Annotated in this window: 19 protein-coding genes, 6 tRNA genes and 3 rRNA genes; 19 read left to right on the forward strand and 9 right to left on the reverse strand. The window is 40.5% G+C overall.

Translation table 11 applies throughout. The features are described 5' to 3' along the window. Positions 1-394: 394 nt before the first annotated feature. Both AC4CVF_RS00450 and AC4CVF_RS00455 read right to left on the reverse strand, forming a co-directional pair. A complete protein-coding gene (locus tag AC4CVF_RS00450; protein WP_336954379.1) occupies positions 395-1,012 on the reverse strand; it encodes an L-threonylcarbamoyladenylate synthase in 618 nt (205 codons plus the stop codon). A gap of 84 nt (positions 1,013-1,096) precedes the next feature. Then, the gene (locus AC4CVF_RS00455; protein WP_419360681.1) at positions 1,097-1,759 is read right to left on the reverse strand and encodes an elongation factor P hydroxylase; all 663 of its coding nucleotides are present in this window, start codon (positions 1,757-1,759) and stop codon (positions 1,097-1,099) included. A 97-nt stretch (positions 1,760-1,856) separates the two neighbouring features. Here AC4CVF_RS00455 and AC4CVF_RS00460 point away from each other — a divergent pair, with 97 nt between their 5' ends. The 6 genes from AC4CVF_RS00460 to lysM all read left to right on the forward strand — a co-directional run bounded on the left by AC4CVF_RS00460 (position 1,857) and on the right by lysM (position 5,658). Next, the gene (locus AC4CVF_RS00460; protein WP_336954381.1) at positions 1,857-2,420 is read left to right on the forward strand and encodes a YceD family protein; all 564 of its coding nucleotides are present in this window, start codon (positions 1,857-1,859) and stop codon (positions 2,418-2,420) included. Positions 2,421-2,494: 74 nt separating this feature from the next. Continuing rightward, on the forward strand, positions 2,495-2,680 hold the full coding sequence (gene rpmF, locus AC4CVF_RS00465) for a 50S ribosomal protein L32 (RefSeq protein WP_004723964.1): 186 nt from the start codon (positions 2,495-2,497) through the stop codon (positions 2,678-2,680). A gap of 164 nt (positions 2,681-2,844) precedes the next feature. Continuing rightward, positions 2,845-3,831, forward strand: a complete 987-nt coding sequence (gene fabD, locus AC4CVF_RS00470) for an ACP S-malonyltransferase (protein WP_490788750.1) — start codon at positions 2,845-2,847, stop codon at positions 3,829-3,831. Then, complete coding sequence (fabG, locus tag AC4CVF_RS00475) at positions 3,828-4,562, forward strand: 3-oxoacyl-ACP reductase FabG (RefSeq protein WP_336954385.1); 735 nt, start codon at positions 3,828-3,830, stop codon at positions 4,560-4,562. Before fabD ends, fabG begins: the two co-directional genes overlap by 4 nt. 86 nt (positions 4,563-4,648) lie before the next feature. Further along, on the forward strand, positions 4,649-4,885 hold the full coding sequence (acpP, locus tag AC4CVF_RS00480; protein WP_004723957.1) for an acyl carrier protein: 237 nt from the start codon (positions 4,649-4,651) through the stop codon (positions 4,883-4,885). 299 nt (positions 4,886-5,184) lie between these two features. Next, entirely contained in the window at positions 5,185-5,658 is a 474-nt protein-coding gene (gene lysM, locus AC4CVF_RS00485; RefSeq protein ID WP_336954387.1) for a peptidoglycan-binding protein LysM, read from the forward strand. 202 nt (positions 5,659-5,860) lie between these two features. Here lysM and AC4CVF_RS00490 read toward each other — a convergent pair whose 3' ends face one another. After that, positions 5,861-6,499, reverse strand: coding sequence for a peroxiredoxin (locus AC4CVF_RS00490; RefSeq protein WP_336954388.1), 639 nt, complete (start codon positions 6,497-6,499; stop codon positions 5,861-5,863). 336 nt (positions 6,500-6,835) lie between these two features. Here AC4CVF_RS00490 and secA point away from each other — a divergent pair, with 336 nt between their 5' ends. From secA to AC4CVF_RS00530, 8 genes are all read left to right on the forward strand, one after another. Then, positions 6,836-9,553: a preprotein translocase subunit SecA gene (gene secA / locus AC4CVF_RS00495; RefSeq protein ID WP_336954390.1), complete on the forward strand. Its 2,718-nt coding sequence runs from the start codon at positions 6,836-6,838 to the stop codon at positions 9,551-9,553. 148 nt (positions 9,554-9,701) lie between these two features. Continuing rightward, entirely contained in the window at positions 9,702-10,064 is a 363-nt protein-coding gene (locus tag AC4CVF_RS00500; RefSeq protein ID WP_336954391.1) for a hypothetical protein, read from the forward strand. A gap of 165 nt (positions 10,065-10,229) precedes the next feature. After that, positions 10,230-11,450: a bifunctional glutamate N-acetyltransferase/amino-acid acetyltransferase ArgJ gene (gene argJ / locus AC4CVF_RS00505; protein WP_490788751.1), complete on the forward strand. Its 1,221-nt coding sequence runs from the start codon at positions 10,230-10,232 to the stop codon at positions 11,448-11,450. 149 nt (positions 11,451-11,599) lie between these two features. Continuing rightward, on the forward strand, positions 11,600-12,667 hold the full coding sequence (gene nadA / locus AC4CVF_RS00510; protein ID WP_336954393.1) for a quinolinate synthase NadA: 1,068 nt from the start codon (positions 11,600-11,602) through the stop codon (positions 12,665-12,667). Positions 12,668-12,819: 152 nt separating this feature from the next. After that, positions 12,820-12,896: transfer RNA gene (locus tag AC4CVF_RS00515), tRNA-Pro, on the forward strand. A gap of 45 nt (positions 12,897-12,941) precedes the next feature. Then, positions 12,942-13,018 (forward strand) — tRNA-Arg (locus tag AC4CVF_RS00520). A gap of 41 nt (positions 13,019-13,059) precedes the next feature. After that, a tRNA-His gene (locus tag AC4CVF_RS00525) sits at positions 13,060-13,135 on the forward strand. Between the two features lie 24 nt (positions 13,136-13,159). After that, positions 13,160-13,236 (forward strand) — tRNA-Pro (locus tag AC4CVF_RS00530). Between the two features lie 141 nt (positions 13,237-13,377). Here the strand turns inward: AC4CVF_RS00530 and yfiB are convergent. Genes yfiB through yfiR form a run of 3 tightly spaced genes read right to left on the reverse strand, consistent with a single transcriptional unit; the run spans position 13,378 to position 15,598 of the window. Continuing rightward, a complete protein-coding gene (yfiB, locus tag AC4CVF_RS00535; RefSeq protein ID WP_336954394.1) occupies positions 13,378-13,857 on the reverse strand; it encodes an outer membrane lipoprotein YfiB in 480 nt (159 codons plus the stop codon). 15 nt (positions 13,858-13,872) lie between these two features. Continuing rightward, entirely contained in the window at positions 13,873-15,090 is a 1,218-nt protein-coding gene (dgcN, locus tag AC4CVF_RS00540; RefSeq protein ID WP_151958163.1) for a diguanylate cyclase DgcN/YfiN, read from the reverse strand. Between the two features lie 4 nt (positions 15,091-15,094). Beyond that, the gene (gene yfiR, locus AC4CVF_RS00545; RefSeq protein WP_442892816.1) at positions 15,095-15,598 is read right to left on the reverse strand and encodes a regulatory sequestration protein YfiR; all 504 of its coding nucleotides are present in this window, start codon (positions 15,596-15,598) and stop codon (positions 15,095-15,097) included. 594 nt (positions 15,599-16,192) lie between these two features. On the opposite strand from yfiR, the gene AC4CVF_RS00550 reads away from it, so the two are divergent. The 5 genes from AC4CVF_RS00550 (at position 16,193) to rrf (ending at position 21,511) form a co-directional block, all read left to right on the forward strand. After that, positions 16,193-17,731 (forward strand): 16S ribosomal RNA (locus AC4CVF_RS00550). A 59-nt stretch (positions 17,732-17,790) separates the two neighbouring features. Further along, positions 17,791-17,867: transfer RNA gene (locus tag AC4CVF_RS00555), tRNA-Ile, on the forward strand. Positions 17,868-17,911: 44 nt separating this feature from the next. Next, positions 17,912-17,987: transfer RNA gene (locus AC4CVF_RS00560), tRNA-Ala, on the forward strand. Between the two features lie 336 nt (positions 17,988-18,323). Further along, positions 18,324-21,214, forward strand: a 23S ribosomal RNA gene (locus tag AC4CVF_RS00565). Between the two features lie 182 nt (positions 21,215-21,396). After that, a 5S ribosomal RNA gene (gene rrf, locus AC4CVF_RS00570) occupies positions 21,397-21,511 on the forward strand. The 16S, 23S and 5S rRNA genes sit together here with 2 tRNA genes alongside, the layout of an rRNA operon. A 161-nt stretch (positions 21,512-21,672) precedes the next feature. On the opposite strand, the gene AC4CVF_RS00575 is transcribed toward rrf, so the two are convergent. From AC4CVF_RS00575 to metG, 3 genes are all read right to left on the reverse strand, one after another. Further along, positions 21,673-22,647 (reverse strand): MBL fold metallo-hydrolase, encoded by a 975-nt coding sequence (locus AC4CVF_RS00575; protein WP_419329171.1) that lies wholly within the window; start codon positions 22,645-22,647, stop codon positions 21,673-21,675. 142 nt (positions 22,648-22,789) lie between these two features. Then, complete coding sequence (locus AC4CVF_RS00580) at positions 22,790-23,263, reverse strand: hypothetical protein (RefSeq protein WP_336954683.1); 474 nt, start codon at positions 23,261-23,263, stop codon at positions 22,790-22,792. 120 nt (positions 23,264-23,383) lie between these two features. Next, positions 23,384-25,438 carry a methionine--tRNA ligase gene (gene metG / locus AC4CVF_RS00585; protein ID WP_419329173.1) on the reverse strand — a complete coding sequence of 685 codons (2,055 nt, stop codon included), beginning with the start codon at positions 25,436-25,438 and terminating at the stop codon, positions 23,384-23,386. Positions 25,439-25,458: the final 20 nt, after the last annotated feature.

The following is a 25,458-nucleotide window of genomic DNA, read 5'->3' on the forward strand; positions in this document are numbered from 1 at the left end:
CAAGAATAATGACCAAGACATAAAGAATTTTTTTCATATTTAATCTAAGTTTTAAAGATGTTGAATAATTTTATTTTTTTCAAGGACATGTTCGATAATTAAATAGCACAGCTCTATTAAACAAACATTTCGAGTTTCAAACTGCAAGACTAAGTGTTTTAGTTCTTTGACTACTAGATAGAACTGAAATTTTTTTGCTAAGGGATTTTTTAGCGAAAGAGACATGTAACACAGTAACTTGTGATTCAGGTGTCCAAGGCTTTTCAACAAATAAAATTTGATCATTTTGTACGTTATTAATATTTAATAACGTGGTGAATAAATCCATCGCATCTTACTTCTATCAAGCCTTGATTCTTTAATCACGTATCAGCGATTAAATGCAGTTTGGAGCTTACTCAAAAGCGCTTACATCGCCTACACCACGACGAATAATTTCAGGGTTCGCTCCTGATAAATCAACGATACTAGTGGTGGTTAAGGTACCTAAACCACTGTCAATAAACACATCAATACGTTTTTCCAGTAATTGTTCAATATCGTAGGGATCATCCATTGGTGCATCTTGACCAGGTAAAATCAAAGTACTGGTCAGTAAGGGTTCTCCCAACTCTTTTAATAGTATCTGACAGACGGGATTACTTGGAACACGTAAGCCGATAGTTTTTTTCTTGGGATGCATCAAGCGTCGTGGAACTTCACTGGTTGCGGGTAAAATATATGTGGTTACGGCTGGGGTATTGGCTTTAAGTAGACGATACATTGCATTGTCTACTTTGGCATAGGTTGCAATATCAGATAAATCTGCACAGATAATCGCGTACTGATGCTTTGCCCCTAGACCGCGGATCTGAGCAATACGCTCCATTGCACTTTTATTTCCAATTTGACAGCCGATTGCATAAGCGGCATCAGTTGGGTAAACCACAACATCACCTGCTCGAATTCTTTCGACTGCTTGGCTGATTAAACGTGGTTGAGGATTGTCAGGATGTACTCTTAAATGCAGCATATTTATTCTCCTGATTTATTGTTAATTCAATTATTACTTGGGAAAGTAAATCGTTGCAATCAATGTTTTAAAAAAATTACGGGTTTAATCAAGATCGTTACGATTAAATTCAGTGCTTTGTAATGTTTTGCCACCTCGAGTACATAGACAAATACACTGAATTAAATGTTTTGCATCGCGTGGAAGTTTGGCTTTACCCGAAAAAAATTCCTGAACTTGTACATAGACATTGTCTTTAAATGTCGAGCCGTCACCACCTTCACCAGTCAGATTATCCAGCGAAACTCGAAATTTTCGTCCAAATGCTTTGGAAAATAACCATTCAATGGCTTGAGGCTTGATTTCAACTTGCTCAAATAAGGCTTGTTGTTCAGCTGTACGACCATCGGGTGCATACCAGTAACCGAGATCAGGCAATAAACGGCGTTGTTCTCCGGCAATGCTCCAATGACTGATTTCATGCAGAGCACTGTTGAAAAAACCATGTGCAAACTGAATACGGGCAGGGCTGTGTTCGCTAGCAGGGAAATACTCTGGTTCAAAATCACCACGAACAAGCGTCACATTTAGGTGGGAAAACCAGTGATTAAAGTGTAAGATAAGCCAATCAACGTGTTGTACTTCTGTTTGTAAGTTAGCCCATGATAAGCGTTGCACATCGGCGGCTTGCAATATGTTTTCAGAAGTTGAATGCGTATTGAATTGTAATGAAGTAGTGACTTCAGGTTGCGGCTGCAACTGATGCATGGCTTGTATTACTCAAGAGATCTGTCTAAATAAGTACAAAATTGTATCTTAATCTTTGACAGAGTACCTATGAATTTGTAGAATTGCCGCCTTAATTATGTCAGCAAATACCTTTCCGGCACAGATAGAGCCGTTTAAATGGGCTGAACAAGGCTTTACATGGTCAGGTACCCTGCCATTGTCTCGCTTTGTTCGTATTTCCCGTGAAGCTGTTGGATCAATTGATGATCAATTGATCAATATAGACTGTAAGCTATCAATGGATGCGTATCATCGTATTGTTTGGCTAGATGGTCATGTAGATACTAAAGTTCCAATGGAATGTCAGCGTTGTCTGGATTCTGTTGAAATTACACTAGTTTCTGATTTCCATTTAGCTTTAATAGATGATGAGTCACTGATAGAGCGCTTGGATGAGGATGCTGATTTCATCGTACTAGGTGAAAGTGAAGCAACAATTAAAGGGGATTATTTAACCAATACTCCTGCAACTGTTGATTTACTTGCACTTTTAGAAGATGAATTGTTATTGTTGATGCCTCTGTCTCCTAAGCATGATGCTTGTGAACATAAGCACCAACCAGCCGTTCAGGACACTGTTGAAGAAAAACGGGATAATCCGTTTGAAGTTTTGGCAGGTTTGAAGGGTAAACTTAACTAAATTTTGTGTTATACTGTTAAGTTAAGACAACCGAATTTGTTCTGATCCATTTTTTCGATTTGTAAGGAGCCATCATGGCCGTTCAGCAAAACCGTAAAAGTCGCTCTCGCCGTGACATGCGCCGTTCACATGACGCTTTAACCGAGAATGCACTAACTGTAGACCAAACTACTGGTGAAACTCACCGTCGTCACCATGTGACTAAAGATGGTTTCTACCGTGGTCGTCAATTATTCGCTAAAGCAGCTGATGCTGAATAATTGGTAAGTATTAAGCGCAAGCTTAGTAAAAAATGGGAGCGAAAGCTCCCTTTTTTTGTTTTGAATGACTGGTTTTTTTGTTGTATTTCGCAATTAAATTAATTTTTTTTTAATGTAAAATTGCGCCATCGGAAACGATCAAGATTAAATAAGGGACTTTTTATATGTCTGCCAAACGATTCGAACAAGCAGCTCAAGCAACAAAAACTGCATTTTTGTTTCCAGGTCAAGGTTCACAAAAAGTGGGTATGCTTGCTGAACTTGCAGAACAGTTTAGTGGTGTACAAGAAACCTTTACTGAAGCATCAGATGCCATCGGTTTTGATTTATGGCACATTGCACAAAGCGGTGAAGGTTTAGATCAAACTGAAAATACCCAACCTGTTTTATTGACAGCAAGTATTGCTTTATGGCGTGTATGGCTAGATCTTGGTGGTGTTGTACCAAAATACCTCGCAGGTCATTCATTAGGCGAATACAGTGCTTTAGTTGCTGCAGAGTCGATGACTTTGGTAGATGCAGTCAAGTTGGTAAATTTACGCGGTCAATTGATGCAAAGCGCTGTGCCTCAGGGGCAAGGCGCAATGGCCGCCATTCTCGGTCTAGATGATGCGAAAGTACTTGAATTGTGCGAGCAAGCCAATGTGCAAGGTCGTGGTTCTGTTGAAGCTGCAAACTATAATGCGCAAGGTCAAGTTGTTATCGCAGGTGACAAAACTCTAGTCGAAGCTGTCATGATCGTTGCGAAAGAAAACGGCGGTAAAGCAATTGCATTACCTGTATCTGTACCATCACATTGTTCTCTAATGAAACCTGCTGCTGTACAGTTTGCAGAAGCTTTGGAACAAACTGCCATTGAGCTACCAAGCATTCCTGTAATACAAAATGTCAATGCTGGAATCGCGACAGATACAAGCCAATTGCGCTTAGCGTTAACAGCACAGTTGTATCAGTCAGTACAGTGGACTAAAACCATGCAATTCATTCAAGACCAAGGCATTCAGTATGTTGCTGAATGTGGTCCAGGGAATGTATTGGCGAATTTAGCAAAACGTTTACCAAATATCGAAAAAGCATTTCCACTCGATACACAAAGTCGTATGGAAGATGCACTGAATGCTATCTTAGTGGCTGAAGGGAAAATTGCATGACACAAGAACGCAAAGTCGCATTAGTGACAGGCGCGAGCCGAGGGATTGGTGCTGCCATCGCTCAGCAATTAATTCAAGATGGTTATTTTGTTGTAGGTACAGCAACATCGGCAGCGGGTGCAGAAAAACTTTCAACAGTTTTTGCTGAAAATGGTGCTGGTGCATTACTAGATGTACGTGATGGTGCAGCAATTGATGCATTGGTATCAGACATTGAACAAAAATATGGTTCAGTGATGATACTGGTGAATAATGCTGGAATTACCAAAGACAATTTATTGTTGCGTATGTCTGAAGAGGATTGGGACGATATTCTCAATATCCATCTAAAAGCTGTATTCCGCTTATCTAAACGTGTATTGAAAGGTATGACCAAAGCTCGCTTTGGGCGCATTATCAATATTAGTTCTGTTGTTGCACATTTTGCTAATCCAGGGCAAGCCAACTATTCTGCTGCAAAAGCAGGGATTGAAGCTTTCAGTCGCAGTCTCGCAAAAGAAATGGGAAGCCGTCAGATTACAGTCAACTGTATTGCACCAGGTTTTATTGCAACAGAAATGACTGAGCAGTTGAGTGAAGATATTCGCAAAAAAATGAGTGATCAAGTTGCGTTAAATCGATTTGGTCAACCAGAAGATATTGCAAATGCAGTAAGTTTTTTGGCTTCTGACAAAGCCAGTTACATTACAGGCACAGTATTACACGTAAATGGTGGTTTATACATGGCGTAATGCGATGTATAAACTTTGAAAAAAGTAAATATTCAATTAAACTATCAGGCAATTAAAAGCCGCCACAAGCAATGAGGAGAATTCCTGTGAGCGATATCGAACAACGCATTAAACAAGCTGTTGCAGAACAATTAGGTATCAAAGCTGAAGAAATCAAAAACGAAGCATCTTTCATGGATGATTTGGGTGCTGATTCTCTAGACCTAGTAGAACTTGTTATGTCTTTCGAAAATGACTTCGACATCACTATTCCAGATGAAGATTCTAACGAAATCACAACTGTTCAATCAGCTATCGACTATGTAACTAAAAAACTTGGTTAATGTGTTGATTGTATAACACGGTGTTGTTATACGTAAAAAGACCACCTTTGGGTGGTTTTTTTATGCCTGAAGTTAGGGTTTCGAGCGAATCTTTGATTGGCGATGACTCAACCATTAATAACAACTAAATAAGTTTAAAATCAAAACATTGGTTACATATCGTTACCTTTTTATCACCAATGACAACGCACATCCTGATACTTTTTAGCTATAAAAATAGAGTTCGTAAATTTGTATAACAGTTCACAGTAATACATTCTCAGTAAAACAATTTTCAATAATGATATGGAGTACTAAATATGGGTCTTTTTGATTTTATTAAAGGAATTGGTAAGAAAAATACAGCACCAGCTGAGCCACAAGCAGCACCAGCAACGCCATCAGAACCATCTGCACAAGAAATAGCCAATAAGTTATTGGGACACATTAAAGCGTTAGGTTTACCAGTAACAGGACTTTCCGTAAGTTATAACGGTGCTTCTGATTTGGCGACAATTCATGGTCAAGTACAAACTCAGGCAGATAAAGAGAAAATCATTCTTGCTGTGGGGAACATTGATCATGTTGCGCAAGTTGATGACCAAATGACAGTTGCAACACCTGAACCTGAAAGTAAGTTTTATACGGTTAAATCAGGTGATAATTTGTCTAAAATTTCAAAAGAATTTTATGGTGATGCCAACCAATATAATAAAATTTTTGAAGCGAACCGCCCTTTATTAAAAAATGCGGATGATATTTTCCCAGGACAAGTTTTACGTATTCCTGCATAATATTTGTTCGCTGATCTTTGATCATAAAAGGCACTTCGGTGTCTTTTATATTTTTTAATGATTTTATTGTTGTTTGAAGTGTTTTTTAAAGTGTATTGAAAATATTTTTTTATAACAAAAGGATGTAAAAAAAGATCACATAAAATTGCTATGTGATCTTTTGAAGTTAATCGCTTTATTCTAAAAAATTCAATATTGTATATTATTTATTGGGTTGTGGAGTAAGACGAAGATAGGGCTTAACCGCCGTATAACCTTTTGGGAAGCGTTGCTTCAGCTCCGCTTCATCTTTGATCGACGGGATAATGACCACATCTTCACCATCTTGCCAATTTGCAGGTGTGGCAACTTTATAATTGTCAGTCAGTTGTAATGAATCAATTACACGTAGAATTTCTTTAAAATTACGTCCAGTTGATGCAGGGTAGGTAATGATTAAGCGAACTTTCTTATTGGGATCAATAATAACTAAAGACCGCACGGTGAGAGTTTCACTGGCATTTGGATGAATGAAATCATACAGCGTCGACACCTTCCGATCTTTGTCTGCAATGATTGGAAAGTTTACAGTGGTATTTTGCGTTTCATTGATGTCGTTGATCCAACCTTTATGCGATTCCACATCATCCACTGAAAGGGCAATGGCTTTTACCCCACGTTGTTCAAACTCATCTTTTAGTTTTGCGGTATAACCCAACTCAGTGGTACATACTGGCGTATAATCGGCAGGGTGTGAGAATAAAACCCCCCAACTGTCGCCCAAGTAATCATAAAACTTAATTGGACCTTCACTAGATTCCTGAGTGAAATCTGGTGCAATGTCACCTAATCGTAAAGTCATTTTGAAACCTCAATATCTAAAAATGTTGTTTGTTATTTGGCTCGTCCAAACTACTATTACCCAGTTTTTTTATAATTAAAAATAGTGTTTTTGTATTTCTTTATGAAGAAAATAGATATTAATAAAAGAAGCATATGAAAAAAAACATATAATTGATCTCTACCTCACTGCAAATATCGGTTAAATTTGCTACATTAATGCGCCTTAGCTGATACGTGCTAGAACTAATCGTCAGATTTTTTTGATTGGATTTGTGCAAAACCCTTGTACTTCAAATTTCTACCACCATAATATCGTCTGAGAAAAATTTATTTCACAAAGATTTAGAGAGTTTATATGTTGGCAAGTCTGATCGGAGGAATCTTCGGTACTAAAAACGAGCGCGAACTAAAACGTATGCGTAAAATTGTCGATAAGATTAATGCGCTCGAGCCGACGACATCTGCACTCAGCGATGCAGACTTATCTGCAAAAACTGAAGAATTCAAACAAAGATATAAGAAAGGTGAAAGCCTAGATAAATTAATGCCAGAAGCGTTTGCGGTGTGTCGTGAAGCAGCAAAACGTGTCATGGGTATGCGTCATTATGATGTGCAGCTCATTGGTGGTATTACTTTGCATGAAGGAAAAATTGCAGAAATGCGTACAGGTGAAGGTAAAACCCTGATGGGTACTTTGGCTGTATATTTAAATGCAATTAGTGAGCAAGGTGTTCATGTCATCACGGTCAACGATTACTTGGCACAACGTGATGCTGAATTAAACCGTCCGCTTTATGAGTTCTTGGGTTTAAGCGTTGGTGTAATCTATTCGATGCAATCACCGATAGAGAAAGCTGAAGCATATCGTTCAGATATTACTTACGGTACCAATAATGAATTTGGTTTCGATTATCTGCGCGATAACATGGTTTTCTCTATGGCTGAGAAAAAGCAACGTGGTTTGATTTATGCGATTATCGATGAGGTCGATTCGATCTTGATCGATGAAGCACGTACACCGTTGATTATTTCGGGTCAAAGTGATGACTCATCACAGCTTTATGTTGCAATCAATAGTATTCCACCGAAGTTGCATGCTCAAAAAGAAGAAAAAGTCGCAGATGGCGGTCATTTCTGGATTGATGAAAAGCAACGCCAAGTTGAAATGACTGAAGTCGGTTATGAAACTGTTGAAGATGAATTGATTAAAATGGGCTTGTTGGCTGAAGGCGAAAGCTTATATTCACCATCAAATCTAAATCTCGTTCATCATGTGTCTGCTGCAATTCGTGCACATTTCCTTTATCAACGTAATGTTCATTACATCGTACATGATGGTGAAGTAATTATTGTTGATGAGAATACTGGTCGTACCATGCCAGGTCGTCGTTGGTCTGAAGGTTTACATCAAGCCGTTGAAGCCAAAGAGGGCTTAGAAGTTCAACCTGAAAACCAAACTTTGGCAACTACGACATTCCAAAACTATTTCCGTTTATACAAAAAACTTTCAGGTATGACAGGTACTGCTGATACTGAAGCTGCGGAAATGAAAGAAATCTATGGTTTGGATGTGGTGCTTATTCCAACCCATCGTCCGATGATTCGTAATGACCAAAACGATTTAATTTATTTAAATCGTAATGGTAAATACAATGCAATTATTGAAGAAATTCAGAAAATTCATGAAGCAGGTGTTGCACCTATCTTGATTGGTACTGCAACCATTGAAGCATCAGAAATTTTATCTGATAAGTTGCGAGATGCAGGTATTACCCATGAAGTCTTGAACGCTAAACAACATGAGCGTGAAGCAGATATTATTGCTCAAGCAGGTTCACCACGTGCAGTAACCATTGCAACGAATATGGCTGGTCGTGGTACAGATATTTTGCTTGGTGGTAACTGGAAAGCAAAACTTGCCAAAATTGAAAACTATACTGCTGAAGACGAAGCTCGTCTTAAAGCGGAATGGGAACAAAACAACGAAATGGTGTTGAGTTCAGGTGGTTTACACATCATTGGTTCTGAGCGCCATGAATCGCGTCGGATCGATAATCAGTTGCGTGGGCGTTCTGGTCGTCAAGGTGACCCCGGTGTTTCACGTTTCTTCTTGTCATTAGAAGATGATTTGATGCGTATTTTCGCAGGTGATCGTGTTGTGGCAATGATGCGTGCGATGGGATTACAAGAGAATGAAGCCATTGAACATAAAATGGTGTCACGCTCTATTGAAAATGCACAGCGCAAAGTTGAAGCACGTAACTTTGATATTCGTAAAAATTTATTGAAATACGATGATGTAAATAATGAACAACGTAAAATTATTTATTCGCAGCGTGATGAAATCTTAGAGGAAAGTTCACTTCAAGATTATATTGAAGAAATGCACCGTGAAGTCGTGAAAGGTTTAATCGAAACCTATATTCCACCTGAATCTATCCATGATCAATGGGATATTCAAGGGCTTGAAAATGCATTGAATGAAGATTTGGGGATTAATCTTCCTGTAAATCAATGGTTGGAAGAAGATCGTCGTCTAGATGAAGAAGCCTTGGTTGAGCGTATTTCTGATGAGATCGTTACACGTTACCGTAATCGTCGTGAACAGATGGGGGATGATACTGCTGCGACACTTGAACGTCACTTCATGTTGGGTTCATTAGACCGTCATTGGAAAGACCATTTGGCTGCGATGGACTATTTGCGTCAAGGGATTCACTTACGTGGTTATGCACAAAAGAACCCTGAACAAGAATATAAGAAGGAAGCCTTCAATTTATTCGTCAATATGTTGGGTGTGATTAAGTCAGACGTGGTTACTGATATTTCTCGTGTGCATATCCCAACACCTGAAGAGCTTGCTGAAATGGAAGCTCAACAACAGGCTCAAGCTGAATCTATGCGTCTTAACTTTGCACATGATGAAGTGGATGGTTTAAGCGGTACGGTCAGTAATGAAATTGTTGATGCACAATTCACTGATAGTGATGAGGTTGTTGCACCAGAAAGCCGAAATGCACCTTGTCCTTGTGGCTCAGGTTTGAAATACAAACAATGTCACGGCAAAATCTAATTAGTGAATAGACCCTGAAAGTGTTACGAAAAAGCAGAACAATTGTTCTGCTTTTTTTACAAGTTATTACCATGCGTTAATTTTTATTGCAGGAAATGTGATTAAGTGGTATTAAGTTGCTCAATTGGAAAAGATCTTTGGGAAGATAATGAAAAAATTATTAAAACCTTTATTTGTTGCAACTTTAGCAGTTCCAGCATTGGCATTTGCAGATACAGCACCACAAACGACGACAGTGGAAAAAGTACAAGCTGCTACAGGCGCAGTGACAGCCCAAGCAGAAGTAAAAAATGAAACCACGACTGTAATCAGTCCACGTACTGGTATTCGTTATACTTTAGGTAATACAGGCGGACGCCCAATTATTTTAAAAACTGCGGCAATTGCTGCGGTAACACCGGCCACGATTAATCGTGTTGTTGCTTCGAATCCAGCCTTGTCAGTATCTAGTCAAGAAAAAGTAAAGCAAGCATTGTTGGCTGCAGATACAACAACTGCTATTCAACAGTGATACGTTGCTGATGTAAAGCCAGTATATTTACTGGCTTTTTTATTTTATATTCAAATGAATAAGCTTTTCTTATAGTAAAAATAAATAAGCATTTTAATAAGCTCGATTTTTATGGAGAATTCTAATAAGCTGTATTTTCATTTTAATTCATGTGGACATTTGAAAATGGCTGTTGGTGACGTGTCTATGCCGCATATGCATGTGGTACAAGGTGTAAAAATTGGCTCTGCTGAGGCGTATGTCCGTTATCCAAATCGACGAGATTTAGTTATTTTTGAATTTGCACAAGGTACCAATGTTGCGGGTGTATTTACCCAAAATGCATTTTGCGCAGCACCAGTTCATGTGTCGAAAGCGCATTTAGCACAAGCTAATCCGCGCTATTTGGTCATCAATACTGGGAATGCTAATGCGGGTACAGGCAAATTGGGCATGCAAAATGCACAATTGACCTGTTTAAAGCTTGCTGAGTTAGCGCAGGTAGAAGAATTTGAGGTATTGCCATTCTCTACAGGGGTTATTGGTGAACAACTGCCCATTGAGCGTTTAACGCAAGGTTTACAGCCTGCACTAAATAGTTTGAATGACTCCACTTGGACAGACGCTGCGACTGGGATCATGACCACGGATACTACACCAAAAGGCGCCTCAGAACAGTTCGAGCTTGATGGTATAACCTATACAATGACTGGGATTTCTAAAGGTGCAGGCATGATTCGCCCCAATATGGCGACCATGTTGAGTTTTGTTGCAACCGATGCGCCAATTGCACGAAATCTTGTGCAAAAAATGTTAAAAATTAGTGCAGACCAATCATTTAATCGGATTACTGTGGATGGTGATACTTCTACCAATGATTCATGCATCTTTGCTGCAACCGGAATGGCTGGTGGTGTAGAAATTAGCAGTGAAGATGATGCTCGTTATACTGTGGTCTTGGATGTTTTATCGCGTGTGATGAAGCGTTTGGCGCAACTGATTATTCGTGATGGGGAAGGGGCGACCAAATTCATTACTATCACGGTTGATGGTGGAAATGACACACAAGAATGCTGTGATATTGCTTATAGCATTGCCCATTCACCATTGGTTAAAACGGCAATTTTTGCGTCTGATCCAAACTGGGGGCGTATTCTTGCTGCGATTGGTTATGCTGGCGTGAAAGATTTGGATGTTGAAAAAATTCAAGTCTGGTTAGACGACGTGCAAATTTGTAAAGATGGTGGTGCTGCTGAAGACTATACCGAAGAAGCTGGTGCGCGTGTAATGTCACAGACAGAAATGACCATTCATGTAAACCTTGGTCGAGGGCAGGCCAAAGATACGGTATATACCTGTGACCTATCATATGATTATGTGAAAATTAATGCGGACTATCGTTCTTAACTACTGATTTTTTAAGGAGCCTCATTCGTGAGGCTTTTTTATAACAAAACATTTTTCGTGGTGAATTTATGTGCGCTAAACCGTACAATCAATTCACAAGTGTATAAACGCTAGCATGATGCCAGCGACAAGGAAAGAGAAGACCTCTTATGAATGATGCGAATAATTTAATTGCCAACGAAGCAAAATCGGTTGTGCAAGCGCATTTAGATCGTTTAGGTGAACCTAAGGACAATAGTCTGAGTCCAGTGGTAAAACAGCAGAAGTTTGCGCAAATTAAAGCTGAGTTGCAAAAAAACAATGCTGTTTTGGTGGCACATTATTATTGTGATCCAGATGTACAAGAACTTGCGGAAGCGACGGGTGGTTGTGTTTCTGATTCTTTGGAAATGGCACGTTTTGGACGTGATCATGAGGCAACTACTCTGGTTGTCGCTGGGGTTAAATTTATGGGAGAAACCTCAAAAATTCTTTCTCCTGAAAAAACAGTACTTATGCCAACTTTGGAAGCAACCTGTTCGCTTGATCTAGGTTGTCCTGTAGATGAATTTACTGCATTTTGTGATGCGCATCCTGAACATACTGTTGTGGTCTATGCCAATACCTCAGCAGCAGTTAAAGCACGTGCTGATTGGGTGGTGACTTCAAGTTGTGCTGTAGAGATCATTGAACACTTAGACAGTTTGGGCGAGAAAATTATTTGGGCACCAGACCAACATTTAGGCCGTTATATTCAAAAGAAAACTGGTGCTGATATGTTGCTTTGGGATGGTGCCTGTATCGTGCATGAGGAGTTTCGTGCCCGTGGTATTGAAAAGATGAAAGCACTGTATCCGAACGCAGCTGTATTGGTACATCCTGAGTCACCAGAATCAGTGATTGATATTGCGGATGCGGTGGGAAGTACTTCACAACTAATCAAAGCAGCTCAAACATTGCCACAAGACACTTTGATTGTGGCTACAGACCGTGGCATTTTCTATAAAATGCAACAAGCTGTACCGCATAAGACCTTGATTGAAGCACCTACAGCAGGTGAGGGTGCAACTTGTCGTTCTTGCGCACATTGCCCGTGGATGGCAATGAATGAATTAGATGGCATTTTGTCAGTTTTGCAAAAGGCTGATCAAGAAATATTCGTAGATGCAGCTTTGGCTGAACGTGCTAAATTACCTTTAGATCGTATGTTGAACTTTAGTGCTCAATTAAAACGATAGAAATTGTATAAAAAACATCTGAAATGTTTGATTAATATACATTTGACGTGTTTTTTTAACTTTTTTTCAAGATAGGTGTTGACGTCTTGTGGCGTCACGCCTAGAATGCACACCGTACCGCACGATGTGCGATACACAAAAGCTGAGATGAACGGAGCATAGCACAGCCTGGTAGTGCACCTGGTTTGGGACCAGGGGGTCGTAGGTTCGAATCCTACTGCTCCGACCAATTCTTCAAGGCAAGTTAATCTGTGATATTAGTATCATTGGTCATGCGCCTGTAGCTCAGTTGGATAGAGCATCCGCCTTCTAAGCGGATGGTCACAGGTTCGAATCCTGTCAGGCGCACCATATGTTGCTTGATACTATAGATCCTAAAACTTAATGTGACGGTGGATGTAGCTCAGTTGGTAGAGCCCCGGATTGTGATTCCGGTTGTCGTGGGTTCGAGCCCCATCATTCACCCCAATTCCCTTAAGTTTGTTGTAAATTCGGAGCATAGCACAGCCTGGTAGTGCACCTGGTTTGGGACCAGGGGGTCGTAGGTTCGAATCCTACTGCTCCGACCATTTAAGTATTAGCTTAAGTATAAATTATCCGCTTAGATGCGGTTTTTTTATGCCTAAAATTTGTGCTTGTCAACGAGTGTCAAATTCTATAGATCTAAAAAAAGATCTCCGTAGAGATCTTTTTCAATAAAGAGAAGATTATCAAGGAATAATAATCACAGCAACACGACGGTTTTCAGCTTTATTTTCTTCTGAATCATTTGCTTTAAGTGGCTGGTCAGCCCCTTTTCCAATCACTTGGATATTTTGTGGATTGAATTTTTGCTCAATAAATATATTTGAAACATTTTGAGCACGTTCTTTGGATAATTTTAAATTGTATTCAGGATTTCCGATATTATCGGTATGACCTACAATTTTAAGCTTATCGAGATGATATTTGTTTAATTGCGTGGCTAAACGTACCAATTCAGTTTGTCGCTCGGTATTAATATTCGATTCATTAAAACCAAACAATAAACGTTCTGGTAGTCCTAGACTCCAGCCTTCATCCGTTAATACAAAACCTTCTTTCTTGAGTACACGAGCTTGTTTATAGCTCAATCCACCTAGATTCATACAACCCGTAAGTGCTAGGCAGAGTATTGCAAGAATAGAAAGTTGTACGTTTTTTAAAGTCATAAAAACCCCCTAATATTATGAATGGTAAATAAACCAATGATGCTGTAAAGATTTTGCTTTGTACATGGCTTGATCTGCTTGAGAAATTAAGTCTTCTGGGCTTGATGCCTGACTAGAGATGGCAATACCAATACTAAAGCTAAAAGAAATCGATTGTCCTTTATAAATTAAAGGATCTTCACAACATTTAATCAGATTTTCCGCAATAGAGATGAGGTGTTCAATTTTAGAAATGGAACGTAATATAATTGCAAACTCATCTCCCGCAAGGCGCGCGACAAAATCATCTTGACGAATATGGCGTCTTAATCGTGAAGCCATTTCTTTTAAAACTTCATCACCGACCAAATGTCCATATTGATCATTAATGGCTTTAAAATTATTATTATCAATAAATAATAAAGCTAAATTCTCACGTTGATTGGTATCTTCATATAGATTACATAACACTTGATAAAAATAATTACGATTAGGTAATTCGGTTAAATGATCATGTTGAACTTGATAAGAAAGTTCACTATTCTCGTTTTGAAGATGGGTGTGCCAAGATTGAATTTCATCTAAGAGTTGGTTGAACACACTGTTTAAGTCTTGAAATTCTTTTACATCACTTTTGGGGAATCTTAAGTTGTATGCTTTCTGATTCCTTAATAGTTGTGCAATTTGTATAATCGGTAAAAATGACCCCATAATATGGCGATAAGTTAAGTTTACTGACCACCATACAGCAAAAACCATAAATAGCATGCCAAATGCTAAGCCCGTAAAAATTTTAAAAATAAACATTAAAATTTCATTGGAACTTCCATAGAGCACAACTTGGCCGACAAGCTTTCCTTGATGTTGCACATTTAGCTTGATGGCATCTTTTAAAAAGATATGGTCAAAAAAGTTTTGAATATAGGAATAGTGTTCAACATTTTTTAGGCTTTCAGCAACTTTATGACCTTGATTATCATAAACCTCAATCAGACGTACTGAATGTTGAAAGGTATATTCATTGATAATCTGTGAAATCGCGATTCTATCAGAGAAGACTAGCGCAGGTTGAACACGTTCAGACACGGTTCGACTGATTAATAATAGGTTTTGTTTCGCATAAGATTCAACGGTAAATACTGAAATCGTGACAAAAGTAGACGTACTAATAAATAAAGTGATTGCAAAGGTCGTAAATTGAGATTTACGAAACAATGTTTGTAAGGAACTCGATTTAAAAAATTTATTCATCATTATTTTAATCCGAATTCTTTGCCAGCAATAAAACACGTGGATCAACATGTATTTTAGACTGAGCTAAACTATCTAAATTCACTTTAAAAATAGTATTTCCTGTTTTGTTGGTGGATAAGCAAAAAACGCTGCCAATTTCACATTCAGAATTACTTGAACTAAACGATAAAATAGATGAATTTAATGATTTCCCAATAAGGGCCTGTTCGGTTTGTGCTGAAGTATTCGAAAAAAATACCGCATCACAATGACGATTTTTTAGATCAGCGGAATGTATTGAATTTATATTAAAAGGAGACTTATTTGATTTGATATAAGCAGAAAATTGGTTTGCATAGGATGCATTATCAACGACGCACAATTCTGGATTAGGAGTGTTCCATTTGGCATAGCTTAATATAGACAATGTCATCATGAAAATATTATGTGACGAATTGGCTGAGGAATAGTTGCAACATAAGAGCAAAATTCCTAAACAGAAGCTTCTTCTATTTATAAAACGGGCCATATTCGACTTAATTTATTAAATGATAAAATTATTTCAAATAGTTTAAAGAAAAAAAACAAATATAAATAGCTTAAAATTTAAATAAAAACATGAAAGGGGTTGCTCTTATGATGAAAAAAGCGACAAAAAATAGCGGAAAAAGGACTTATTTTGCCATTTTGGTCGAAAAAATGTCCATCCGATAAAAAAGTTTAAAAAAAGGGGTTGTGTTGGGAATGGAATGCTGTAGAATGCACATCCATCGGCGGTGATGTTAAATAAAACTTCTGATAAATCAGGCACTTGATTAAGTTGTTAAGATTTCGAATTGAGATTTTAAGATGAGGTTAGAGTTGGGTTTGTTAGAAAAAATAATTAACATTATAGATTGACTTTTTAGAGATAGAGAGTAGTATAGCCGACCTAGCTTGATGCTGACGAAGCATTGAGAAGATCATTAAGAGAATATGAAGAACAACTTGTGTGGATTTTTACTAATTGATTGATCGAAATATTATCATTGATTGATTGGTTTAAATTACTCGAAGTTTATTTGAGAGAATTTGTCAGAACATTGATGAGCCAGAATTGTGACCTTAAGTCACTAATGATTTTTAACTGAAGAGTTTGATCATGGCTCAGATTGAACGCTGGCGGCAGGCTTAACACATGCAAGTCGAGCGGGGGAGATTACTTCGGTAATTGACCTAGCGGCGGACGGGTGAGTAATACTTAGGAATCTGCCTATTAATGGGGGACAACATCTCGAAAGGGATGCTAATACCGCATACGCCCTACGGGGGAAAGCAGGGGATCACTTGTGACCTTGCGTTAATAGATGAGCCTAAGTCGGATTAGCTAGTTGGTGGGGTAAAGGCCTACCAAGGCGACGATCTGTAGCGGGTCTGAGAGGATGATCCGCCACACTGGGACTGAGACACGGCCCAGACTCCTACGGGAGGCAGCAGTGGGGAATATTGGACAATGGGGGGAACCCTGATCCAGCCATGCCGCGTGTGTGAAGAAGGCCTTATGGTTGTAAAGCACTTTAAGCGAGGAGGAGGCTCTTCTAGTTAATACCTAGGATGAGTGGACGTTACTCGCAGAATAAGCACCGGCTAACTCTGTGCCAGCAGCCGCGGTAATACAGAGGGTGCGAGCGTTAATCGGATTTACTGGGCGTAAAGCGTGCGTAGGCGGCTTTTTAAGTCGGATGTGAAATCCCCGAGCTTAACTTGGGAATTGCATTCGATACTGGGAAGCTAGAGTATGGGAGAGGATGGTAGAATTCCAGGTGTAGCGGTGAAATGCGTAGAGATCTGGAGGAATACCGATGGCGAAGGCAGCCATCTGGCCTAATACTGACGCTGAGGTACGAAAGCATGGGGAGCAAACAGGATTAGATACCCTGGTAGTCCATGCCGTAAACGATGTCTACTAGCCGTTGGGGCCTTTGAGGCTTTAGTGGCGCAGCTAACGCGATAAGTAGACCGCCTGGGGAGTACGGTCGCAAGACTAAAACTCAAATGAATTGACGGGGGCCCGCACAAGCGGTGGAGCATGTGGTTTAATTCGATGCAACGCGAAGAACCTTACCTGGTCTTGACATAGTAAGAACTTTCCAGAGATGGATTGGTGCCTTCGGGAACTTACATACAGGTGCTGCATGGCTGTCGTCAGCTCGTGTCGTGAGATGTTGGGTTAAGTCCCGCAACGAGCGCAACCCTTTTCCTTATTTGCCAGCACTTCGGGTGGGAACTTTAAGGATACTGCCAGTGACAAACTGGAGGAAGGCGGGGACGACGTCAAGTCATCATGGCCCTTACGACCAGGGCTACACACGTGCTACAATGGTCGGTACAAAGGGTTGCTACCTAGCGATAGGATGCTAATCTCAAAAAGCCGATCGTAGTCCGGATTGGAGTCTGCAACTCGACTCCATGAAGTCGGAATCGCTAGTAATCGCGGATCAGAATGCCGCGGTGAATACGTTCCCGGGCCTTGTACACACCGCCCGTCACACCATGGGAGTTTGTTGCACCAGAAGTAGGTAGTCTAACCGTAAGGAGGACGCTTACCACGGTGTGGCCGATGACTGGGGTGAAGTCGTAACAAGGTAGCCGTAGGGGAACCTGCGGCTGGATCACCTCCTTAACGAAAGATTGACGATTGGTAAGAATCCACAACAAGTTGTTCTTCATTGATGTATCTGAGGGTCTGTAGCTCAGTTGGTTAGAGCACACGCTTGATAAGCGTGGGGTCACAAGTTCAAGTCTTGTCAGACCCACCAAGTCTACTGAACACAGAAGAGCAGATATATTAAGATCTTAAGCTGGGGACTTAGCTTAGTTGGTAGAGCGCCTGCTTTGCACGCAGGAGGTCAACGGTTCGACTCCGTTAGTCTCCACCACTAATTACAGACTAAGTGATTACAGAACTTAGTAAGCCGATAGCTTATTAAGTTCTGTGATTTATCACAGTTAACTACTCGCTGACGAGGCGGTAGTGAATCATTAACAGAATATATTTGAGTTGAAATAATTGTTTAACTCGTTTTAGTTGATGTTAGCAAGCAATTGTTAATATTGAATGAAATGAGAACTAGCGATAAAACTGAATCAAGCGTTTTGGTATATGAATTAAATTGAAGCTGTATAGTGATTAAGTTCACAGGCAACAAATAGAAGTGGTTGAATCCACATTGTTGATCCTCCTTGTAGGGATTAGCGACTGTTTGGGGTTGTATAGTCAAGTAATTAAGTGCATGTGGTGGATGCCTTGGCAGTCAGAGGCGATGAAAGACGTAATAGCCTGCGATAAGCTTCGGGGAGGCGGCAAATATCCTGTGATCCGGAGATTTCTGAATGGGGAAACCCACTTACCATAAGGTAGGTATCGCATGATGAATACATAGTCATGCGAGGCGAACGAGGGGAAGTGAAACATCTCAGTACCCTTAGGAAAAGAAATCAATTGAGATTCCCTCAGTAGCGGCGAGCGAACGGGGATCAGCCCATTAAGTTATATGTGTTTTAGCGGAAAGCTCTGGGAAGTGCTACCGTAGAGGGTGATAGTCCCGTACACGAAAGGGCACATATAATGATGACGAGTAGGGCGAGGCACGTGAAACCTTGTCTGAATATGGGGGGACCATCCTCCAAGGCTAAATACTCCTGACTGACCGATAGTGAACCAGTACCGTGAGGGAAAGGCGAAAAGAACCCCTGTGAGGGGAGTGAAATAGAACCTGAAACCGCATGCATACAAGCAGTGGGAGCCGACTTGTTCGGTGACTGCGTACCTTTTGTATAATGGGTCAGCGACTTATATTCAGTAGCAAGGTTAACCGTATAGGGGAGCCGTAGAGAAATCGAGTCTTAATAGGGCGTTTAGTTGCTGGGTATAGACCCGAAACCGGGTGATCTATCCATGAGCAGGTTGAAGGTTGGGTAACACTAACTGGAGGACCGAACCCACTGTCGTTGAAAAGCCAGGGGATGACTTGTGGATAGGGGTGAAAGGCTAATCAAACTCGGTGATAGCTGGTTCTCCCCGAAAGCTATTTAGGTAGCGCCTCGGACGAATACCATAGGGGGTAGAGCACTGTTTCGGCTAGGGGGTTATCCCGACTTACCAAACCGATGCAAACTCCGAATACCTATGAGTACTATCCGGGAGACAGACTGCGGGTGCTAACGTCCGTAGTCAAGAGGAAAACAATCCAGACCGCCAGCTAAGGCCCCAAAATTATAGTTAAGTGGGAAACGATGTGGGAAGGCATAGACAGCTAGGAGGTTGGCTTAGAAGCAGCCACCCTTTAAAGAAAGCGTAATAGCTCACTAGTCGAGTCGGCCTGCGCGGAAGATGTAACGGGGCTAAAACTATATGCCGAAGCTGCGGATGTATACTTAGTATACGTGGTAGGGGAGCGTTCTGTAAGCCGATGAAGGTGTATTGAGAAGTATGCTGGAGGTATCAGAAGTGCGAATGCTGACGTGAGTAACGACAATGCGAGTGAAAAACTCGCACGCTGAAAGACCAAGGGTTCCAGTCCAACGTTAATCGGGGCTGGGTGAGTCGACCCCTAAGGCGAGGCCGAGAGGCGTAGTCGATGGGAAATTGGTTAATATTCCAATACTTCTGTGTAATGCGATGAGAGGACGGAGAAAGTTAAGTCAGCCTGGCGTTGGTTGTCCAGGTGAAAGGCAGTAGGCATGCATCTTAGGCAAATCCGGGGTGCTCTATGCTGAGAGCTGATAGCAAGCTAGTTTACTAGCGAAGTGGCTGATACTATGCTTCCAGGAAAAGTCTCTAAGCTTCAGTTACACAGGAATCGTACCCGAAACCGACACAGGTGGTCAGGTCGAGTAGACCAAAGCGCTTGAGAGAACTCTGCTGAAGGAACTAGGCAAAATGGTACCGTAACTTCGGGAGAAGGTACGCTGCTGACGGTGATAGGACTTGCTCCTTGAGCTATTGGCAGCCACAGAAACCAGGCCCCTGCAACTGTTTATTAAAAACATAGCACTCTGCAAACACGAAAGTGGACGTATAGGGTGTGATGCCTGCCCGGTGCTGGAAGGTTAATTGATGGGGTTAGCGTAAGCGAAGCTCTTGATCGAAGCCCCAGTAAACGGCGGCCGTAACTATAACGGTCCTAAGGTAGCGAAATTCCTTGTCGGGTAAGTTCCGACCTGCACGAATGGCATAATGATGGGGGCGCTGTCTCCAGCAGAGACTCAGTGAAATCGAATTCGCCGTGAAGATGCGGTGTACCCGCGGCTAGACGGAAAGACCCCGTGAACCTTTACTGCAGCTTGACATTGAACTTTGATCTTACTTGTGTAGGATAGGTGGGAGGCTTTGAAGTAGTGACGCCAGTTGCTATGGAGCCATCCTTGAAATACCACCCTGGTAATATTGAGGTTCTAACTCTGTCCCGTTATCCGGGACGAGGACCATGTCTGGTGGGTAGTTTGACTGGGGCGGTCTCCTCCTAAAGAGTAACGGAGGAGTACGAAGGTGCGCTCAGCGTGGTCGGAAATCACGCGTAGAGTATAAAGGCAAAAGCGCGCTTAACTGCGAGACCCACAAGTCGAGCAGGTACGAAAGTAGGTCTTAGTGATCCGGTGGTTCTGTATGGAAGGGCCATCGCTCAACGGATAAAAGGTACTCTGGGGATAACAGGCTGATACCGCCCAAGAGTTCATATCGACGGCGGTGTTTGGCACCTCGATGTCGGCTCATCTCATCCTGGGGCTGAAGCAGGTCCCAAGGGTATGGCTGTTCGCCATTTAAAGAGGTACGCGAGCTGGGTTTAGAACGTCGTGAGACAGTTCGGTCCCTATCTACCGTGGGCGTTGGAAATTTGAGAGGATCTGCTCCTAGTACGAGAGGACCAGAGTGGACGAACCTCTGGTGTACCGGTTGTGACGCCAGTCGCATCGCCGGGTAGCTATGTTCGGAAGGGATAACCGCTGAAAGCATCTAAGCGGGAAGCCTACCTCAAGATAAGATTTCCCTAGGACTTTATGTCCTCTAAAGAGCCGTTGAAGACTACGACGTTGATAGGTTGGATGTGGAAGTGCGGTGACGCATGAAGCTGACCAATACTAATTGCTCGTGAGGCTTGACTATACAACACCCAAGCAGTTGTATACGAACTTCGAAAGAAGTAAGCATCATTTGATTCATAAAAGATCAAACATACTTGATTTAGTTGTAAAGCTAGTTAAAATATTCAACTCAAATGTTCTGTTAAACTCATTTGGTACGAAGTAAGGCATTTAAATAAGACCCGAACAAGTCCATAACAGTTTGCTGGCGACAATAGCAAGAGTGAACCACCTGATCCCTTCCCGAACTCAGAAGTGAAACCTCTTAGCGCTGATGGTAGTGTGGGGTTACCCATGTGAGAGTAAGTCATCGCCAGCTTTTAAATCTAAAACACCCCGGTCTCTAACGAGAACGGGGTGTTTTTTATGCCCAGATGAAAGAAAAAGATAAGAAATTAAGAAGCAAAATAAAAGCTCTAGCCTTAGCAGGAGCTTTTAAAGATCATTAAAAAGATTCTACTTAAACAATAAAATCATTAATCATTTAAAATGAACAGGAATCCATTGATAGCTCTTCCCATCTGCTGAGTAAATATGTCCAATGCCCGGGAAAGGCAAATGGGGTGCTGCGATGGTTTGTCCACGTTTTGCATAATCAGCAAACTGCTTTAATCGGGTTTGAACAGCTGTTTTCGGGTCAATATCATATTCTATTGCTGTTTCAGGTTTATCGAATTGTACTGTATGAGAGTGGACAATATCCCCAATAAAAACAATATCTTCACCCGTTGTTTTTAGTTTGTAACTAAAATGTCCTGGGGTATGACCTGCTGTGTTGATTACTTCAAATCCATTGATGTTGTCACCCAGTTTAAATGTTTTAAACTGCTTTTTAGCTTGATAGGGTGCAAGGGCGGCTTTGATCTTTTCTACAGTTGCTAAGTAATTGGCACGTTTATCTTGTGCTATTTTTTCAGCCTGTTTCGGATTCAACCAATAATTTTCTTCATCTTCAGAGACATAGATAGTGGCATTTGGGTAGTTTGCTATGCCATTTTTACTGACACCACAGGAATGATCAGGATGTAAATGTGTCAGTAAAATCGTATTGACTTGTTCAGGTTGATGACCTGAAGCTTTGAGATTTTTTAATACAGAGCCTAGATGCGCACCGAAACAATCTGCAGTACCACTATCCACCAAAACCAGTGATTTACCTGTGTTAACTAAAAATGCATTCACCGATGTTTGTACACCTTTGGCTTGATCTGCATGATATTTCTTTAAAATTTCTTGAACCTTGTCCTGTGAAATATCTTTAAATAGTGTGGGAGACATAAAGTTGGTGCCATCTAGCAAGGCGGTAATTTGTGTATTGCCCAGCTGATGTTGGTAAAACCCTGCTACTTGCGCTTGTTGTTCAATGATCGGCAATGTTTTGGTGACTTCTGCTTGTGATGTAAGAGGGAATAAGCCGAATAAAAGGACTGATAATGATAGGGCAGTTTTTTTCATTGGATTTGATCAAAATTAATTTAACGAATTATTTTTTAACATGGATTGGTTCATCACGGCGCTTTTTATATATGAAAAAAAATCTACTTTTGTAAGCGAATTTTTTATTAATATGCACAATGATCGAATCAGCTATGTGAGGTCATTCGTTTATATTCTGACGATTTCTGGCTCTTATCCATTCAATAAAAGTACAAATCAGCGTTGTTGGTAGTATAAGGACAAACTGGAGGTAAAGAAAAGTAAATAAAGGGGAAGGCGTAACTATAGCGATGATAAGAATAAAAGGAGCTAGCATAAAGCCTAAAAGACACCCATAGATTAAACTATAACGCCAAGAGGCTAAGGCTAATTTACTTGCAAAAAAGTGTTTAAATAAGAGATTGGTAATGATAGCTGGAATGCACCCTAGGAGATAACCAAATGGAGTAATCAAGATGAATGCAGCGATCATTGGAAATATAATAGATGGTGTAATGAGTCCTTTTAAAAACCGCATTGGATTATAAAAAATAATTTCGCTGTGAAATGTGATTGCTATAATAAATGTACCGATGAATGGACCACAGAGGATAAATGCAGATATTTTTCTTTTGTTATTTTTTGACATATCCATATTGAGGCTAGCCCTTTTTTCATTTTTATAATGATAGTATAGTAAAACATTAGTATAAAAAAAGACTTCCGAAGAAGCCTTTTAGTGATTTATGATCGTCTAGGATGAGACAATCAATAATTAAGAAACTTTATCACCTGGTTTTGCACCAGATTCAGGTGAAATCACCCAAACACCATCACCATTTCCAGCAGCAAGCACCATACCATTTGAAATACCAAAACGCATTTTACGCGGAGCAAGGTTTGCAACCATAACCACCAATTTGCCAGTTAAGTCTTCAGGTTTGTAGAACTCACGAATCCCACTGAATACATTACGTGGTTCAGCTTCACCAACATTTAGAGTCAATTGAAGCAACTTATCAGAACCTTCTACTATTGCTGCTTCTAAGACTTCAGCAACACGCAAGTCAACTTTGATAAAGTCATCAATCGTAATGATTTCTGCTTCACCCACTTTGGCTTCAGGCTTTTTCTCTTTGGTTTTTTCAGTTTTCTTTTCTGCTTTCGCTGGTGTTACCGCAGCTAAAGATTCTTTTGATGCATCAACCATTGCAGCAACTGCTTTTGGATCAACACGTTGCATCAATGGCTGGAATTGAGCAATTTCATGCGCAACTAAAACCGTTTTTCCTGAAGCAAAATCAAAACTTTCAAGTTTTAAGAAGTCTTGAACTTGTGTTGCCAAAGTTGGAAGTACTGGTGCCAAGTAAACAGCCAATTGACGGAATAGGTTGATTCCAACAGAACAGACATCATGAACTTGTTGTTCCTGACCTTCTTGTTTCGCCAAAGCCCATGGTTTTTTCTCATCAATATACTGATTTGCACGATCAGCAAGTGCCATGATTTCACGTATAGCGGTTGAAAACTCACGAGCTTCATAAGATTGAGCAATCGAGTCACCCGCATCAATAAAGCTTTGAACCAGTTCAGGTTCAGCACATGTTGCAGACAAGCGATTGTTAAAATTGCTGTTAATGAATTTTGCACAACGACTGGCAATATTCACAACTTTTCCTACTAAATCTGAGTTTACTTTTTGTACAAAGTCATCAAGATTTAAATCAGAATCTTCAACTTTATCAGAGAGTTTTGATGCAAAGTAATAACGTAAATATTCAGGATTTAAGTGCTGTAAATAGGTTTCAGCTTTAATAAATGTGCCACGCGATTTTGACATTTTTTGACCATTTACAGTCAAGAAACCATTTACAAATAAACCTGTAGGGGTGCGGTAATTTGCACCTTCTAACATCGCAGGCCAGAACAATGCATGGAAATATACAATGTCTTTACCAATGAAGTGATACACCTCATTTTTAGAATCTTTTTTCCAGTAGTCGTCAAAGCTTAATTCTGGGCGTTTCGTTTTGATGTAATTTTCAAAACTTGACATATAGCCAATCGGGGCATCAACCCAAACATAGAAATATTTATTAGGTGCATCTGGAATTTCAAAGCCGAAATAAGGTGCATCACGAGAGATATCCCAATCGTTTAGACCATTTTCAAACCATTCATCTAACTTATTGGCGATCGAAACAGGTAAGCGACCTTCATCACGCGTCCATTTTTGCAAGTATTCAGCAAAGTTTGGAAGTTTAAAGAAATAATGATCTGATGATTTTTCAACAGGTGTGGCACCACTTAATGTTGAGCGTGGATTTAATAGCTCTGTCGCATTATAGGTCGTACCACACACTTCGCAAGAGTCGCCATACTGATCTTCTGATTTACATTTTGGGCAAGTCCCTTTAATGAAACGGTCTGACAAGAACATGCTTTTTTCAGGATCAAACAACTGAGTAACAGGACGAATCGCAATATTGCCTGCCTCACGGTTTTTAATATAGATTTCTTCCGAGCGTGCTTTATTTTCATCGCTATTGGTTGAATCATAGTGATCGAAATGTACCCCAAAGCCATCAAAATCACGGATATGCTCTTTTTGCACATTGGCAATTTGTACTTCTGGACTAATCCCATTTGCTTCTGCACGGAGCATGATTGCTGTACCGTGCGCATCATCCGCGCAGACATAAGTCACTTCATGACCCATTGCACGCATGGCACGAACCCAGATATCTGCTTGGATGTAGCCGAGTAGGTGACCCATATGAATAGGACCATTTGCGTATGGAAGGGCGTTAGTGACTAAAATATTTCGCACGGATATAACTCTCTTTCTCA

The organism is Acinetobacter sp. LipI_19 (assembly GCF_058242925.1).

Bases quoted from the DNA above. Each gene is read 5' to 3' on its own strand.
- AC4CVF_RS00455 (WP_419360681.1), bottom strand. From the start codon at position 1,759: ATGCATCAGTTGCAGCCGCAACCTGAAGTCACTACTTCATTACAATTC.
- nadA (WP_336954393.1), top strand. From the start codon at position 11,600: ATGAATGATGCGAATAATTTAATTGCCAACGAAGCAAAATCGGTTGTG.
- rpmF (WP_004723964.1), top strand. From the start codon at position 2,495: ATGGCCGTTCAGCAAAACCGTAAAAGTCGCTCTCGCCGTGACATGCGC.
- yfiB (WP_336954394.1), bottom strand. From the start codon at position 13,857: ATGACTTTAAAAAACGTACAACTTTCTATTCTTGCAATACTCTGCCTA.
- yfiR (WP_442892816.1), bottom strand. From the start codon at position 15,598: ATGGCCCGTTTTATAAATAGAAGAAGCTTCTGTTTAGGAATTTTGCTC.
- fabD (WP_490788750.1), top strand. From the start codon at position 2,845: ATGTCTGCCAAACGATTCGAACAAGCAGCTCAAGCAACAAAAACTGCA.
- AC4CVF_RS00460 (WP_336954381.1), top strand. From the start codon at position 1,857: ATGTCAGCAAATACCTTTCCGGCACAGATAGAGCCGTTTAAATGGGCT.
- secA (WP_336954390.1), top strand. From the start codon at position 6,836: ATGTTGGCAAGTCTGATCGGAGGAATCTTCGGTACTAAAAACGAGCGC.
- AC4CVF_RS00580 (WP_336954683.1), bottom strand. From the start codon at position 23,263: ATGGATATGTCAAAAAATAACAAAAGAAAAATATCTGCATTTATCCTC.
- argJ (WP_490788751.1), top strand. From the start codon at position 10,230: ATGGCTGTTGGTGACGTGTCTATGCCGCATATGCATGTGGTACAAGGT.
- dgcN (WP_151958163.1), bottom strand. From the start codon at position 15,090: ATGATGAATAAATTTTTTAAATCGAGTTCCTTACAAACATTGTTTCGT.
- fabG (WP_336954385.1), top strand. From the start codon at position 3,828: ATGACACAAGAACGCAAAGTCGCATTAGTGACAGGCGCGAGCCGAGGG.
- AC4CVF_RS00575 (WP_419329171.1), bottom strand. From the start codon at position 22,647: ATGAAAAAAACTGCCCTATCATTATCAGTCCTTTTATTCGGCTTATTC.
- AC4CVF_RS00500 (WP_336954391.1), top strand. From the start codon at position 9,702: ATGAAAAAATTATTAAAACCTTTATTTGTTGCAACTTTAGCAGTTCCA.
- lysM (WP_336954387.1), top strand. From the start codon at position 5,185: ATGGGTCTTTTTGATTTTATTAAAGGAATTGGTAAGAAAAATACAGCA.
- AC4CVF_RS00490 (WP_336954388.1), bottom strand. From the start codon at position 6,499: ATGACTTTACGATTAGGTGACATTGCACCAGATTTCACTCAGGAATCT.
- AC4CVF_RS00450 (WP_336954379.1), bottom strand. From the start codon at position 1,012: ATGCTGCATTTAAGAGTACATCCTGACAATCCTCAACCACGTTTAATC.